The sequence below is a fragment of the Erysipelothrix sp. HDW6C genome (assembly GCF_011299615.1).
GTDB lineage: Bacteria > Bacillota_I > Bacilli_A > Erysipelotrichales > Erysipelotrichaceae > Erysipelothrix.
Map to the genome: position 1 here is coordinate 2,002,929 of NZ_CP049861.1, position 16,641 is coordinate 2,019,569.

General features: G+C 40.8%; 13 protein-coding genes and 2 rRNA genes. 2 read left to right on the forward strand and 13 right to left on the reverse strand.

The window, feature by feature from the left end; all coding sequences use genetic code 11:
* Positions 1-92 precede the first annotated feature (92 nt).
* Both G7062_RS09525 and G7062_RS09530 read left to right on the forward strand, forming a co-directional pair.
* A complete protein-coding gene (locus G7062_RS09525; protein WP_166065692.1) occupies positions 93-1,607 on the forward strand; it encodes a bifunctional UDP-sugar hydrolase/5'-nucleotidase in 1,515 nt (504 codons plus the stop codon).
* A 97-nt stretch (positions 1,608-1,704) separates the two neighbouring features.
* A complete protein-coding gene (locus G7062_RS09530) occupies positions 1,705-2,973 on the forward strand; it encodes an adenylosuccinate synthase (RefSeq protein ID WP_166065693.1) in 1,269 nt (422 codons plus the stop codon).
* 39 nt (positions 2,974-3,012) lie between these two features.
* On the opposite strand, the gene G7062_RS09535 is transcribed toward G7062_RS09530, so the two are convergent.
* From G7062_RS09535 to G7062_RS09595, 13 genes are all read right to left on the reverse strand, one after another.
* On the reverse strand, positions 3,013-3,564 hold the full coding sequence (locus tag G7062_RS09535; protein ID WP_166065694.1) for a hypothetical protein: 552 nt from the start codon (positions 3,562-3,564) through the stop codon (positions 3,013-3,015).
* 96 nt (positions 3,565-3,660) lie between these two features.
* Complete coding sequence (gene cysE / locus G7062_RS09540; RefSeq protein WP_166065695.1) at positions 3,661-4,191, reverse strand: serine O-acetyltransferase; 531 nt, start codon at positions 4,189-4,191, stop codon at positions 3,661-3,663.
* Positions 4,192-4,200: 9 nt separating this feature from the next.
* Positions 4,201-4,860 carry a deoxynucleoside kinase gene (locus tag G7062_RS09545; RefSeq protein WP_166065696.1) on the reverse strand — a complete coding sequence of 220 codons (660 nt, stop codon included), beginning with the start codon at positions 4,858-4,860 and terminating at the stop codon, positions 4,201-4,203.
* 68 nt (positions 4,861-4,928) lie between these two features.
* Positions 4,929-5,855, reverse strand: a complete 927-nt coding sequence (locus G7062_RS09550) for a YafY family protein (protein ID WP_166065697.1) — start codon at positions 5,853-5,855, stop codon at positions 4,929-4,931.
* The gene (locus tag G7062_RS09555) at positions 5,852-6,400 is read right to left on the reverse strand and encodes a hypothetical protein (RefSeq protein WP_166065698.1); all 549 of its coding nucleotides are present in this window, start codon (positions 6,398-6,400) and stop codon (positions 5,852-5,854) included. The genes G7062_RS09550 and G7062_RS09555 overlap by 4 nt, the downstream gene beginning before the upstream one ends.
* A 92-nt stretch (positions 6,401-6,492) precedes the next feature.
* The gene (locus G7062_RS09560) at positions 6,493-7,488 is read right to left on the reverse strand and encodes a linear amide C-N hydrolase (protein ID WP_166065699.1); all 996 of its coding nucleotides are present in this window, start codon (positions 7,486-7,488) and stop codon (positions 6,493-6,495) included.
* Between the two features lie 154 nt (positions 7,489-7,642).
* Complete coding sequence (locus G7062_RS09565; protein WP_166065700.1) at positions 7,643-8,911, reverse strand: extracellular solute-binding protein; 1,269 nt, start codon at positions 8,909-8,911, stop codon at positions 7,643-7,645.
* A gap of 11 nt (positions 8,912-8,922) precedes the next feature.
* Positions 8,923-10,191 carry an MBL fold metallo-hydrolase gene (locus G7062_RS09570; RefSeq protein WP_166065701.1) on the reverse strand — a complete coding sequence of 423 codons (1,269 nt, stop codon included), beginning with the start codon at positions 10,189-10,191 and terminating at the stop codon, positions 8,923-8,925.
* Complete coding sequence (locus G7062_RS09575) at positions 10,175-10,993, reverse strand: carbohydrate ABC transporter permease (protein ID WP_166065702.1); 819 nt, start codon at positions 10,991-10,993, stop codon at positions 10,175-10,177. The genes G7062_RS09570 and G7062_RS09575 overlap by 17 nt, the downstream gene beginning before the upstream one ends.
* A 2-nt stretch (positions 10,994-10,995) precedes the next feature.
* Complete coding sequence (locus tag G7062_RS09580; protein ID WP_166065703.1) at positions 10,996-11,880, reverse strand: carbohydrate ABC transporter permease; 885 nt, start codon at positions 11,878-11,880, stop codon at positions 10,996-10,998.
* Positions 11,880-12,953, reverse strand: coding sequence for an ABC transporter ATP-binding protein (locus G7062_RS09585; RefSeq protein WP_166065704.1), 1,074 nt, complete (start codon positions 12,951-12,953; stop codon positions 11,880-11,882). Before G7062_RS09585 ends, G7062_RS09580 begins: the two co-directional genes overlap by 1 nt.
* Before the next feature lie 322 nt (positions 12,954-13,275).
* Positions 13,276-13,389, reverse strand: a 5S ribosomal RNA gene (gene rrf, locus G7062_RS09590).
* A 75-nt stretch (positions 13,390-13,464) separates the two neighbouring features.
* Positions 13,465-16,374 (reverse strand): 23S ribosomal RNA (locus tag G7062_RS09595).
* Positions 16,375-16,641 lie beyond the last annotated feature (267 nt).

Consider the following 16,641-nt stretch of genomic DNA (forward strand, 5'->3'; position numbering starts at 1 on the left):
CGATGGGTATTTGCGAATTTGTGGACAAATTCATGCAGCGCAAACCATACCTGTCCGCGGTGTTCTTTGGTATAATAACTCTGGTGATAAATATGAAAGTTAAAATACTTGCAACAACAGATGTTCACGGAAACATCTTTCCAACCAACTACACAGCACGAAACAATGTTGAGTCCTTTGGTTTGGCACGAATTGCTACGGCAATCAAAACATTAAAGAAAGATAACAACCTCATTCTTGTTGATAATGGCGATGCCTTCCAAGGAACGCCTTTACTGACATATGCACATCAGCATACTGACACAATCGTCAATCCCATGGCGCATGTTTTTAATCGTCTCGACTATGATTTTATTAATCTTGGAAATCACGACTTTAACTATGGTCAAGAAGTGCTTGAGAAATTTATTCGTGAGAATAACGCGACCTTGCTTACATCAAACCTTACCATCAACAAACGCATTCCTGGTGCGACACAAATCATGGCTTATGGTGATAAGAAAATAGCATTCATCGGCGTTGTCACACATTATATTCCCAATTGGGAAAGACCTGCACATCTTGAAAATATTGACTTTGTTCAAGCATACGATCAAATGAAGGCAGAGGTCGAACGTGTCAAGGATCAAGTGGACTATGTCATTGGAATGTATCATGGCGGACTTGAACGCGATCCATTAACTGGTGAACCAACCGAACGTTTAACTGGTGAGAATCAGGGGTATGAAATGACAGCAATTGATGGGCTTGATATCTTAATTACCGGACATCAACACCGATCATTTGTCGAAACTGTAAATGGTGTTCTTGTGACACAAAATACATTTAAGGGGCAAGAATTTATAACCATCGATTTGGACTTGGAAACGGGTAAAAAAAGCGCACAACTGCACAAAACTTCAGAATATCCAGTTGATGAAACCTTACTTGAACCCCTTGCTGAAGTCCAAGAAGCGGTTCAAACCTGGTTGGATCAACCCGTTGGATCCCTACAAGATGGTCCAATTCTTATTGATGACGAACTTGACGCACGGATTCACAAACATCCAATTGTATCATTCTTAAACCAAGTGCAATTAGAACGCAGTGGTGCAGATATTTCATCAGTTGCCTTATTTAATGGTGCTACTGGATTCAACCAATCCATATCGATGCGAGAACTTGTCAGCACCTACCTTTACCCAAATACCCTTGTTGTAAAGCGGATGACAGGAAAAGCATTACGAGAAATGATTGAATTTTCAGCGCACTATTTCACGTTGGATGGTGATCAAATCGTACCTTCACCAGAGTTTGTAAGTCCCAAACCACAACATTACAATTATGATATGTTGGATGGTGTGGAATATACATTAAAGATTTCAAACCCTCGTGGACAGCGCCTTGTTTCGCTAACTCGAAACGGCGTCGAAGTTTGCGATGACGATACGTTTGATCTTGTTACCAATAACTACCGTGCAATGGGCGGCGGAAACTATACAATGGTTGCCCAAGCTCCTACAGTACAAGATATTCAAGAAGAAATGGTTGACACAATAATGAACTATTTCGTAAAGTATTCCCCTGTGAAAGTGAAACATACAAAAAATATACACGTGATAGCGTGATTTAATTGACATTGAAAGCCATCCTTGTTAATCTAAATCGTGTACAGCGGGACACAATTAAATTGTGTCCCTTTATTATTTTTTAGGAGGACTACACATGATAAAAGCTATAGTAGGCGCCAACTGGGGCGATGAAGGCAAAGGAAAACTAACAGATGTCTTCGCTCATGAATCGGATATAATCGTACGTTTTCAAGGTGGTAACAACGCAGGTCATACAATTATTAATGACCAAGGAAAGTTCGCATTGAAAATGCTCCCATCAGGCGTATTTTATGATCATACTGTTAATGTCATCGGTAACGGTGTTGCCCTTAACATTCCTGCTTTTATCAAAGAACTCAAAGAACTTAAAGAACGTGGTGTCGAGCCGACATTAATCGTGAGTGATCGGGCGCAAATTGTCATGAGTTATCATAAGCAATTTGATGAACTCGAAGAAGCACGTCTTGCTGATGCAAAGTTTGGTTCAACCAAATCTGGCATTGCACCATTCTATGCTGATAAATATGCGAAAATTGGTTTCCAAGTCGCTGAACTTTACAATCAAGAATGGTTGGAAAGCAAGGTTGAGCGCATTTTAGATATAAAGAATGCCTTGCTTGTAAACCTCTACCACGCACAACCAATCACAAAAGAAGCTATCTTAGCAGAATTGAATGAATACCGTGCGTTAATTACACCTTATGTGCAAGATGTATTTGTTTACCTCAACGACGCTTATAAAGCAGGGAAAACAATTCTTCTTGAAGGACAGCTTGGTGCCCTTCGTGATCCTGATTTTGGTATTTATCCATATTCAACTTCCTCGTCAACACTTGCACATTATGCCACCATCGGTGCAGGCTTGCCGTACAGTATCGATGAAGTCTGGGCTGTAACGAAAGCTTACTCAAGTTGTGTTGGTGAAGGCGCATTTGTTTCTGAAATATTTGGGGACGAAGCAGAAGAACTCCGACGCCGTGGTGGCGACGCTGGTGAGTACGGTGTTAATACGGGCCGACCACGTCGAGTTGGTTATTTCGACGCTGTTGCAACACGCTATGGTTGCCAAGTTCAAGGTGCAACCCATGTTGCCATGACAAACATTGATGTTCTTTCCTACTTGGACGAAATCAAAATTGTCAGTGCTTATGACTATAATGGAGAAATCAGCACTCGCTTTGGTAACATTACTGAGCTTGAAGCAGCAAAACCCGTGATTGAAACAATGCCGGGATGGAATGTCGACATCACTGAGATTACTAATTACGATGATTTACCAGAAAACTGCCGTCGCTATATTGAACGTTTAGAGACATTGATTGAGACAAAAATTGCAATTGTTTCAAACGGTCCAAAGCGTAAACAAATTATGTACCGTTAAGAAAACAAATAAAAGAGATGCCATTATGAGGCATCTCTTTTATTTGTTTTGATTTAAGCGCGTACCGGTAATGGCATCATAAATTTGGTGTGAGTGCGAAAGTTGGATATCGTAAATGAGTTGCTCACCGATCCAATAGATGTCGATTTCCTGAAGGCTATCCTCTGGAGTCATTATTGTTTCAAGGATGTTTTCGATAGGGCTGAGCGCACGAATATCATCATTGTTGAAGAGTGTATACTCCGACACCTTAATACTAGCTTCATCGGGATTATTTGCAAGAATATTTCCATCGCGATCAAATGTCAGACGTATGGCACGCTCATTATAGACACCATCTATTTCAAAGACGCCACCAAAACGACGATTATCGTAACGCACTCTGGCAAGCTGGGTTGTATCGTCAACATTAATATAATAGTTATTTATCACCTCAACAAAAGAAAGCTTTGGAATTACAACAACAGGTGTATTCTCAACAGGTGTCGGAGGTGGTAATGGTGTTTGTGTTGGCTCTGAATCTTCAACAGTGTGCTTTGCGCAGCCGGTGAGAATGATTAATGATAGTATAATGAGTCCGATTGGTTTCATAACATCATCTCCTCTATCTATTCTAACAACTGATTGCGTTTGTTTTGTGTTGTAATTTTGATAGAGCGGTGAATAAAGAAAAATAAGGCTTTCGCCTTATAGTTTTCCACTTTCCGAACACTTGTTACGAATTGTGCGAGCAGGAATACCTGCAACAATATCACAGCGTTCAACATTTTTAGTTACAACACTGCCAGCGCCAACAACTGCCTCATCACCAATATGAATATCACCGATGATTTGTGCGTGTGCTCCAATGTGAACTTTGTTTCCTAACGTTGGGTGGCGCTTGCCGACTTCTCGAGACTTCCCACCCAAGGTGACACCGTGATGAATTAAGCAATCATCACCAACAATGGAAGTCTCCCCAATTACAACTCCACTTCCATGGTCAATGATAAAACGTTCGCCGATAACTGCACCCGGATGTATTTCGATTTGCGTAAAAAAACGACCTAACTGCGATATCAAACGCGAAAGGAAATACAGATGACATTTAAAGAGAAAATGTGCAATTCTGTAAAAACCCATCGCATGATAACCTGGGTAGAGCAGTAAGACCTCAAAAACGCTTCTTACTGCGGGATCGTGTTTTTTATACGCTTTCGCTGTATCCAACCACTTCATTGTTTACCTCTACTTTAATTCATCAAGTTTTTCATGAATTTGCTTTAAGATGACACGACGATCTTCTTCATTGTTTTCGAAGTCAAGATTGTCAACATTAATTTTGAGAATTGGTGACAACGTATAGTTGTCAAAATACTCACGGTACTCGTCATTCAGCTTTTGCCAGTACTCGCGCTCAACAATTAATTCATAATCACGACCCCGTTTTTCAATACGTCGCATTGCCTCATCAACACTGATTTCTAAATAAATCATCAGTTTTGGAACATGGACATGTTCCAACATATTTTGCAGTAACTCTGTATAGATTGCAAATTCTTCATTGCTCATTTCGCCACTCAAATTTAACATGCGGGCAAAGATTGCATCTCCATAAATGCTGCGATCCATAACGGCGCGTGACACATCTTTTGCCTGTTTGATATGTTCAAACCGTTTGTTTAAAAAGAATACTTGTAACGGAAACGCATAACGCGCACGATCATAGTAGAATTTATCCAAAACTGGATTATCAACAACCGGCTCTTCGAATTCTTCATAACCTTCTTTACCAAGAATTCGCATTAACGAACTCTTACCAACACCAACAACACCCTCAACAACAATCATGTCATAGACCTCTTTCTTGGAAACGAAACTTAATATTTCACTGTAGCTAAATCTCATGTGATCACCAACTTTAATTTCTACGTAATATTAGTGTAGTCGCAGAGACACAAAATTGCAAGACTCTTTTAGTCATATTGTGCAACAGTTTTGAGTGCTTCACTGCGGACCCACTCGCGAAGTGATGACGGCTCAATTACTTTGATTCGTGATCCGCCCTTTAGGATAAAATCTTCAACTGCTGCCTCATTGGGAAATTCCACTTTCAAGAGAAAACGATGATCACTAAGCCAGGTGATTTCTTGGTCTTTTCCCCAGATATATTCACTGATATAATCCATGTTTTGAATTTCCAACTGTGCTACAACGGGTTTAATTTTATAGCCGAAATCTGACAGTGTTCCGCGATGTGATGTTTCTTCGTCAAATCGAAACGTTTCTGGTAATATTTCTGCAGACGCAACTCGGTTAACTTTCAAACTCAAGTAACGGCCTTTCTCATCATACCCTAGCAAGTACCAAAATTGATTGACAATGACCAATTCATAAGGTTCAAAGACATAAGAATTTTGTTGACGGTGGTTCTTGTCATAAAGAATATGCAGTCTGTTATGTGTTGCGATTGCGCGATCAAATATTTCCAAGTGTTCTTGATAACGTTTCAGGTTGACGTTCAATTTCACAGATTGAAATGCAAGTGCATTTGAAATGTCATTATAGTCCAATTGATTTGAAAGTTTCGACACTGTACGCACAAAATCCCCTCCGAAAGAGGGGTTCTTTTGTTGAATTAAAATCGACAATGCTTGCTTCAAGGTTTTACGCTCTTGTAGCGAGAAGGCAAGCGGATGAACTTGTGTATTGTTAGATAGCTTATAACCGCCGCCAGGACCCATGACCGTCTCAATATTGTATCCAGCAACCTCAAGGTCATCTTTCAATCTTTGTACGCCACGATGGCTTAATTCGAGTGTCTCGGCAAGTTCGGGAAGACTGACAACCGATCGAGCCGATAGAATGTCCAACATCGTCAAAGCATTGCTTAGTTTGCTCATAGAATTGTTGCTCCTTTAACAATATAACAACGTGTCAACAAATCATCAAATTCTCTTTGATTGCGACCAATCTGGCGCAATCCACCCAACGATAGCTCAGGAAGAATATCACTCACTTCAATGATGCATTGGCGGCTGAGAAGCTCTCCACGGCGTACCGCACCTGTAAATGTGGTTCCAGAATAGTCTTGGACGAATTCAATGGCAAAGTTAATATTTAAGTCACGACTTACCGTCAGTAAGTTTGGTTCGCGACTTCCAAAATAATCGTACAATGTTTGTGCTCCCGACAAGAGAAGGTCTTTACTGTGAAATGGTGATGTCTTGACTGTATACTCTTGAGCATAGTCCTCATTGAATCGTACTTCATTGTAAAAATCAATCGCATCACGATCCGATTCAAATGTCAGTGTTACCGAAACATCGTCGCTGTAGTTTAAACCAAAGCGCTCGCTGAATCGTAAGTTTTGATTGTGGATGAACGATGCAACATCGTTCCCCTTCATTGTTGTAATTAAATCTTGTACATTGTATCCTTGTGTCATGTTGATCACCTCTTGATAAGAGTATACCAATAGTATACGACAATTTCCGTCATATATAAAACTTTAACAAAGAAAAATCAGCAAAAAGCTGATTAGTCCAAACCAATATAGTGTTCTTCTTGATTAATGTGAATTCGTTGTACTGCAGTAATATCTTTCTTGAACTTAAAACACTGAATGGCGCGACATCGGTAGGTTGATATGTAAATACCACCATTTTCTAAGTCATATGCTGACGTATACTGAGTATATTGGACAAGGTCATTGGGCTTACGAACCGTTCCCCGGGTAATATCGAAACTATTCAGAATATGAAATGCGCTGGGAATTGCATCCGCATCGCTAGGAATTTCCATGTTCATTTTGTTCATCGCAATCCGTACAAACCGAGACTGCGGTGTCGAATCACCGGGAACACCAAAGAAACCATTACCCCCCGGTGCATAAATATGATAACCGTTGCAATCCTTTGCATCGTGTGCAAAAGGCGTCATGCCTGTGTAATTTTGAAGATTCTTAAGATGCCATGGAAACTCTGGTGAATTGGTCATTACACCGATTGGGTTATCGTGTATAATGAGTTCCCCAACTTTTGATGGTTCCACAACAATGGATGCACCCGTACGATCGGTAAACATATAATGTTGTGGCATTGATTCACCCAGTGCATTTTTCTCCGTAGAAATTGCGACATCACGATTGGCGTGCTCTTTTATATCTTCAACCGATGCATAGTTCGCCAAAGCCCATGTCACAAATTCTTCTCCACATAGTGGACGTCTTCCGGATGCAGTAATATTTGCTAGTGTATCGTAGTGGTTACACCCATCACCAAAGTAGAAAGACCCACCCGTAAGACCCCCTTCATTTATCCCTTCTAACATAAGGATCATGCTCAAGTTTGCACTGCTTGCATCCAAGTTGATGCCTCCCATTGCATACTTACTTGTGAACACAGTTGAATTCAATGTAATTTCCGTTTCCTTTGGAACCGAAATACCTTCAATCGGCATGTCAATCGCATATTCTTGCGTTCGTGCCCAATAATTATGATTGTTTTGCGATAAAAAATTAATGCCTGTACACATGTTTGTGTCCTCCTCTATCCCAAGGTATCCACTGATGACCAGTTTCGTTTTGACTTACCTTCATTATAGGCTCACTTATCGCGATATTGGTGAAAATCATGTTAGGAATTGTGATAAAAAAGCCTTTATCTTTCGATAAAGGCTTTTCATATTTTTATTGATTCCAAGTTGCAGTAAATTTCGCTTGGTAGTCTTTTAGGACTGCTTCAGCATCTTTACTTGGATCTGATAGAATTAATTCCATCATCTCACGTGATAAGTTGTAAACTGGGTCTGAGTTTTCAACTACTGGAATTGCGAATAAGTTCTTACTTGCATCACCAATAAGTGCTGCAATTTTTGATTTTGAACCCTTGTAAGCTTCACTGTTAATAACTGATGTACGTGCAGGCATGTATCCTGTTGATGTTGACCAGTATAGTTGTGCTTCTTCTGATACTAAGTAAGCCATGTATTTGAATGCTGCAGTTTTTTGTTCTGGTGTAGCATTGTTAAACATAAATACATCAGTACCTTGTTGGATGTTCTTTTCGGATGGACGTAATGCAACTCCGTACTCGAATTTTCCTTCAGTAGCTTTACGAACGTTTGATTCTCCAGCCATTGATCCAATGTTCATTGCGATTAATTCGTTTCCAAATGGTCCTGATAAGTATTTGTCTGAACCAGCAATTCGGAAGTAACCTTCTTTAACACCGTCTTGGTAGTATTTAACAACTTCAAGACTTTCTTTGCTTGTAACATCTAAATCCTTGTTAAATTCAACACCTTTATTTGCCATACCAATTGCATAGTAGTTGTTGAGTGAATCAAATCCACCACCGACTACTTTACCACCGGATTTTTCATAGATAGTTTTTGATGCTGTTGCAAATTCTTCCATTGTTGTAGGAACTTCAACACCATACTCTGCTAACATATCTGGGTTATAGTAAAGAACTTCTGTTGATTTGTTGAATGGTAAACCGAATTGTGTACCATTGATTTTTGCACCATCTAATAATGCAGGAACAATATCATCTAAGTTTTCAATACCAATTTCTTTGTGATTGATGTATGGAGTAAGATCAACTAAGATATCTTCTTCAGCAACATTGTACAACCAGTTTGAATATGCTTGTGTGATTGTTGGTAAGTTTGCTGGTGAAGTCATTGTTGAGTTGATTTTTGCTTGCAAATCTTTGTAGCTTGATTGGTTTTGTAAGACTACTTTAATATTAGGGTTTGCAGCCATGAAGTCAGCAGTAATTTTTGTTAATGCTTCTTCTTGACCTCCATTCATTCCGTGCCAGAAAGTAATTTCTGTTCCCTCAGGCACATCAGTAACGATATCTGCGTTACCTTTATCACCCGAGCCACTTGAACAACCTACTAACACTAATACAGCTAATAATACTACTAGAAATTTTTTGATATTTTTCATGTATGTCTCCTTCAAATAGTTTCTCCTCGAATAGGCAAATGACGCAATCCATGTTTGTTTTCCAGTCTTTCTGGGTGCAAACTATGAATTGGTAATAATAACTTCGGTGCAATACGATCAACAATTTCCTCTAAGTCTTCTGGGAACGCATGTCCAGAACATGCTACTCTTTCAAAAACTATATTGTTGGCTGCCAACGCATCTAAGAATGGTTGGTATGCGGGATCGAATTCACCTAACGGTGTTGCATCACTGTGGATATAGACACCACCTCCTTTAAGTTTCTTGTGATTATCCACGACCTGCCATACATAGTGACCTTCATCTTCTAAAAGATCCTTGTATGCAACGCGTAACGATTCATCGAGACCATAGTCATTATCATCGTCTTGATAATAACGCGTGTTTATATCTAAACATTGTTTTAGAATATTGGCATATGCGCCTTCTAAGACAACTGGTCTTGGGCTCAACTCAACAAGTTTTGCCAAACGCTTGACGTTGGCAGGATACGTATTAAACGTCACTTGCTTGTTTGAATTGTTTTCTATAATGGAAAGTATCTTATCAAGTAACTCTTGTTCACTGTTAATGCGATTCACGTGACGCTCATCGTCAAAGCTGATAGAAACACCCTCAATAATGAGCGCATCACATCCCTTAGCTTTTTCGCAGTACTTTAACGAGTCTTCTCGGTCAAAGCCATGCAATCGTAAATCACCAGTGTAGGCAATCTTCATATCAGGTGTATTAATAATAAGGCCACATGCACCATAAGCATCATGATCGACGCGTTGGACTTCAACACTGATGTCTCCAACACGAACAACGGCTTCATTATCCAATCCAATAATTTCCCGGGTAAATCCGTTAGCAGTATCTTGAAGGGGAAGAATGAAATCGTTGTTTGCATTCAAACTTTCAAGTAGCACCTTGGTTTCTTTGAGGGCATACATTGGAATTGCTGGATCAAGGTAGTTCACCATACGCGTGTGATCCAAGTGACAGTGACTTAGAAACACGGCTGTATTCGAGTGCGTGTTCTCACCCTTTTCTTTGTATCCCAAACGAGGGTCATAAACATGATCCAATTCAGGAATCAGACGGTTATCCAATAACTCTTGGAGTGTCTCGTTGCTGAGATTCAACTCAGGTTTAAATTCGGTACCAAAATCAAAGAAAATACGATCCAAACCATATGAAACTTCGATAACAGTACCACCGATTGTTAAGACACCACTGTGAAATGTAATTTTAGTTTTTCTATCCTTTAATTCCATTCTTTGCGACCCCTCTAATTATTTCTTTTCTAAAAATAAAGTAAATGATCAAGACTGGAATAATTGTTAGCGTGGCAGCTGCCATTTGTAAATGGACATCCGAACCACTTTCAGTTGTAAATGCTGAAAGCCCATTGTTCAGCAAACGCATATTCGTATCGTTGGTTACAAGCAATGGCCATAGGAACGAGTTCCAACCAGAAATAAAGCTTAGAATACCAACGGTTACAAGTGCTGGTTTTGATAATGGAATAAGAATCTTCCAAATGAATTCATAATCTTTGCAACCATCAATTTTAGCTGCCTTGTAGTATGAACTCGGAATACCCTTAAAGTATCCAACCAAATAATAAATATAGAATACCGATGCCAATGATGGAATAATCAATGCCCAGTAGGTATTGAGTAAGCCCATTTGTGCAATCGTTTGGTAGTTTGTAAATACAATAGACTCATATGGAACCATCAATAATGAGATCATCACCAAGAGAACGACATTCTTATATTTGAACTCAAGTTTGACGAGTGCAAATGCTGCAAGCACCGAAGTCACAAGAATTCCTGCAGTTGTTGATAGTGAAACAAATACAGTATTGGCAAAATATCGAACAAATGGGGCATGTTCAAACACACTTTTGAAGTTGATAAACTGCGGCATTGATGGAATCAATGTTGGCGGCATACTTGTTGCTTCTTGATATGTCATAAAACTTGCAAGCACCATATAAATAAATGGGAACAATGTAATCATTGCCATAATAAGTATAAAGATTAACGACGTAACTTGAACGAATTTTTTCATGTTTATCCCTCAACCTTCTTCACAATTTTGTTTTGGATGACGGTAAAGAGTAAAATCAGTCCAAATAAGATAACCGTTGCGGCCATCGCCATTCCCGGACGCCCGGCAATATGGAATTTATCATAGATATAGAATACGGCAGTTTGTGCACTGTTCGCAATACCAGCACTACCACCAAAGAGTGCGTAGACCTGAGTATAGACTTTAAATGCACCAATAAAGTTAACCGTTAATAGGAATGTTACAGTTGGGAGCAATTGGGGAATCGTAATACGATAGAATTTTTCCCAGCTACTTGCACCAAACATATCTGCAACTTTATAGTATTCTTCACTGATATTTCTAAATCCAGCAAGCAAGATAATAATGTTGAATGCAAGTCCTGACCAAATCCCAAAAATAATGAGGGTTGGTACAGACATTGACACATTATCGAGCCAATTTATAGGGGCTACGCCAACCCATCCTAAGATGTGGTTCACAATTCCGTAGCTTCCGTTTAAGAGATATTTGAAGACAATCCCAATTGCAATTGTACTGGTGACATATGGAATAAAGAAGATTGTTTCAAAGAAGTTTTTATGTTTAATTTTTTCAAAAATAAGCCATGCAATTAAGAGTGAAATAACAAGGCAAATTGGCACAACAAAGAATGCATAAATTGCAGTATTCTTCATGGCCGTATGGAATGTTGGATCATTAATAACTGAAACATAGTTACTGATTCCAGCAAACTTGGGATTTAATAAACTTCCTTTTTGAAAGGACATCCACACTGATTTTAAAAGTGGGTATACGTTAAAGAGTGTAATCAGTCCTAACGCAGGTAATAAGAAAAACCACGCTTTGGGTTGATTCTCTGCACTGTACTTTCTAAACGGTTTCATTAGTATACTCTTTCGCCGGTCTCTTTAAAGATAAAGACACGTGGATAATTAAAATCACAAGAAATTGTATCGCCTTCGTAGACTTCTTCATCAATACTTACAATTGATTTTGAATTGGTTGCACCAATTGCAAAGTTAAGAATACGCTCACGACCAATCAACTCAACAGATTCAACATTTGCAGTAAATGTTGTGCTGTCTTTTGATACGAGTACATCTTCTGGACGCACACCCAAAAGGTATTTGCCTTCAGTTAGTGTTTCTTTGAAACGTGTATCAACAAGGTTTTTGACATCAAATGAAAACGCATCGGAAATAATTTTTCCATTGCTGACTTCGATTGGAAGAATGTTAATAACAGGATTTCCAATAAATTTCGCAACAAAGAGGTTCTTAGGTTCTAAGTAGAGATTTTGTGGATCATCATGTTGTTGAATAACACCTTCATCCATAAGTACAATTTTATCACTTATCGATAAAGCTTCTTCTTGATCATGGGTAACAAAGATGGTCGTAATCCCAACTTCTTTAACCAAACGACGAATCTCTTCACGAATCTTAAGACGCAAGCGTGCATCAAGATTACTGAGTGGCTCATCGAGTAATAAAATATTTGGGTTTTGAACTAATGCACGTGTAATTGCTACACGTTGTTGTTGTCCACCCGACATTGTTCCTGGTTTTTTATTTTCGAGTTCTTCGATGCTTGTGAGTTCCATAAATTTGCGAGCAATCTTTTCTGCTTCTTCTTTAGGAATTTTCTTTTCACCAACACGCAATGGAAACATAACGTTTTCCAATACAGTCATGTGAGGATAAAGCGCGTAATTTTGGAATACGAATCCAATATCACGGTCTTTAGGATGTTTATCCACCATTGTGACACCATCATTTATAATATTTCCTTCTGTAGGATCAAGTAATCCAGCAATTAAATTTAAAATTGTTGTTTTACCACATCCTGAAGGTCCGAGCAAACAAACGAGATCCCCATTCTCAATTGTGAAGTTAACTTTTTTTAGTGCTTCAAATCCATTATCAAACACTTTCCTCAAGTCCTTGACTTCAATCATCCAATTTCCTCCTATTGAAAACCACTATCTTTGATTTCCCTAATATTTACTGAATTATCGATAATTTCAAGATTATCTCACAATTCAATAGCACATGTACCATTATACCAATCTGTGCGGTAAAATGTGTAAATTTTAGTTAATATTACGAATAATTCTTGTGCAGTTGTGCACAATTGGTGTTCAGACTTAATTGTCTACTACCAACATTTCATTATAGCATTAATATATAGGCGAATTGTTAAGGAAACGTAAATTTTTCGCTGCCATATTTTTAATTATAGCACAAAAAAAACGACATCCTGATAAAGGATGTCGAATTACCCGGCAATGAGCTATCTTCACTAGCGCAGGGCTAGATATTGTCGCCGCTAAAGTGCTTAACTTCTGTGTTCGGGATGGGAACAGGTGTGACCACTTCGCTGATATCACCAGATCATTGAGAGAATCTCTCAAAACTGAATAACAGAATTCATAAACTTTGGAATCTTTTCAAATAGTCGTATCAATTGTGATTAAAACCTCGACCTATTAGTATCAGTCAGCTACACATATCACTATGCTTCCACCTCTGACCTATCAACCTGATCGTCTCTCAGGGGTCTTACTACTTGCGTATGGGAAATCTCATCTTGGAGTTGGCTTCGTGCTTAGATGCTTTCAGCGCTTATCCAGTCCATACTTAGCTACCCAGCGATGCTCTTGGCAGAACAACTGGTACACCAGCGGTATGTCCATCCCGGTCCTCTCGTACTAGGGACAGCGCTCCTCAAATTTCCTACGCCCACAACAGATAGGGACCGAACTGTCTCACGACGTTCTGAACCCAGCTCGCGTACCGCTTTAATGGGCGGACAGCCCAACCCTTGGAACCTAATTCAGCTCCAGGATGCGATGAGCCGACATCGAGGTGCCAAACCTCGCCGTCGATGTGAACTCTTGGGCGAGATCAGCCTGTTATCCCCAGGGTAGCTTTTATCCGTTAAGCGACGGCCCTTCCACGTGGTACCGCCGGATCACTAAGCCCGACTTTCGTCCCTGCTCGACTTGTAGGTCTCGCAGTCAAGCACCCTTCTGCCTTTACGCTCGTCGATTGATTTCCAACCAATCTGAGGGTACCTTTGGGCGCCTCCGTTACTCTTTAGGAGGCGACCGCCCCAGTCAAACTGCCCACCTGGCACTCTCCCGGACCCGGATCACGGGTCGCGGTTAGAACTTCAAACTTACAAGAGTGGTATCCCAATGGCGACTCCACATAGACTAGCGTCCATGCTTCAGTGTCTCCCACCTATCCTGTACATGTAAATTCAAAGTTCAATACCAAGCTACAGTAAAGCTCCATGGGGTCTTTCCGTCTAGTTGCGGGTAACCGGCATCTTTACCGGTACTAAGATTTCACCGAGTCTGCTGCCGAGACAGCGCCCAAATCGTTACGCCTTTCGTGCGGGTCGGAACTTACCCGACAAGGAATTTCGCTACCTTAGGACCGTTATAGTTACGGCCGCCGTTCACTGGGGCTTCAGTTCAATGCTTCGTTCCGAAGAACTAACACATCCCCTTAACCTTCCAGCACCGGGCAGGCGTCACCCCCTATACTTCGTCTTGCGACTTTGCAGAGAGCTGTGTTTTAGTTAAACAGTCGCTTGGGCCTCTTCACTGCGGCTCTCTTTTACAAGAGCACCCCTTCTCCCGAAGTTACGGGGTCATTTTGCCGAGTTCCTTGGCAACAGTTCTCTCGCTCACCTCAGGATTCTCTCCTTGCCTACCTGTGTCGGTTTTGGTACGGGCCAATCCATAATTAACGCTAGAAACTTTTCTTGAGAGCTGGCATCGGTTACTTCGCTACTTCCTCACGGGTTCACTCCTCATAACGCCTTTGCTTTATAGGACGGATTTGCCTATCCTACGGCTCCTTCGCTTAAACCGGCTCTTCCATTCGCCGGCTTAACCTAGCCTTCTCTGTCATTCCTTCACTTATGGATCGGGTACAGGAATATCAACCTGTTGTCCATCGACTACGCTTTTCAGCCTCATCTTAGGTCCCGACTTACCCAGGGAGGACGAGCCTTCCCCTGGAATCCTTAGGCAATCGGTGGGTCAGATTCTCACTGACCTTTCGCTACTCACACCGGCATTCTCACTTCTATACACTCCACTGCTCCTTACGGTACAGCTTCAACGCAGTATAGAACGCTCCCCTACCACTTAAAATAAATTTTAAATTCGCAGTTTCGGTATCATACTTAGCCCCGGTACATTTTCGGCGCAGGGTCACTCGACTAGTGAGCTGTTACGCACTCTTTCAAGGGTGGCTGCTTCTAAGCCAACCTCCTAGTTGTCTGTGCATCCCCACATCCTTTTCCACTTAGCATGAATTTTGGGACCTTAACTGGCGATCTGGGCTGTTTCCCTTTTGACTACGGACCTTATCACCCATAGTCTGACTGCCGTCTACATATCCGTTGGCATTCGGAGTTTGATTATATTCAGTACCCCGAGATGGGGCCATCATACATTCAGTGCTCTACCTCCAACGGCCTTCCAACGACGCTAGCCCTAAAGCTATTTCGGGGAGAACCAGCTATATCAGAGTTCGATTGGTATTTCACCCCTAGCCACAGTTCATCCGCTAACTTTTCAACGTTAGTCGGTTCGGTCCTCCATTTGGTTTCACCCAAACTTCAACCTGACCATGGCTAGATCACTCTGTTTCGGGTCTACCACAATGTACTTCGCGCCCTATTAAGACTCGCTTTCGCTTCGGCTCCGCTCTTTCCAGCTTAACCTTGCACATTATGAGTAACTCGCCGGTTCATTCTACAAAAGGCACGCCATCACCCTTTAACGGGCTCTGACTTCTTGTAAGCATACGGTTTCAGGATCTATTTCACTCCGCTTCCGCGGTTCTTTTCACCTTTCCCTCACGGTACTGGTTCACTATCGGTCACTAAGGAGTATTTAGCCTTACCGGGTGGTCCCGGTTGATTCCGACAAGGTTTCACGTGCCTCGCCGTACTCAGGATTCCACTAGGGTCATCGCCGCTTTCGTCTACAGGGTTTGCACCTTCTTTGACTGGCCTTTCAATGCCATTCGACTAGCTTTAATGAATCCCACATTGTGGTCCTACTACCCCTTCTCGAAGAAGGTTTGGGCTCTTCCCGTTTCGCTCGCCACTACTCAGGGAATCACTGTTGTTTTCTTTTCCTCCTGCTACTAAGATGTTTCAATTCGCAGGGTTGCTTCTCCATAGGCTATGTATTCACCTATGAGTAATACTGCATTACCAGTACTGGGTTCCCCCATTCGGAGACCTCCGGATCGTTGAGTACGTACCTCTCCCCGGAGCATTTCGCTGTTAGTCGCGTCCTTCATCAGCTCTTAGTGCCTAGGCATCCACCGTACGCCCTTACATATTTAATCACATGTAATTTCGCGCCTGATATATTTCAATCAGTTCTTTTTTTGTCTATCGCTTCGATAAACGTGTGTTCGCTTATTTGATTACTGTTTTTGTTTAACTTGATGTAAATCTAGTTTTGTTACAACTATTCGAAAAGATTTCTGTTGATAACTTTTTAATGTCTGTATCTCTATCTATTCTTTTCTGTTATTCAGTTTTCAAAGATCATCATTGCTTCTTACCTGAGATTTCGCTCTTTCAAACGGACTCTCAAAACTAAACAGGAA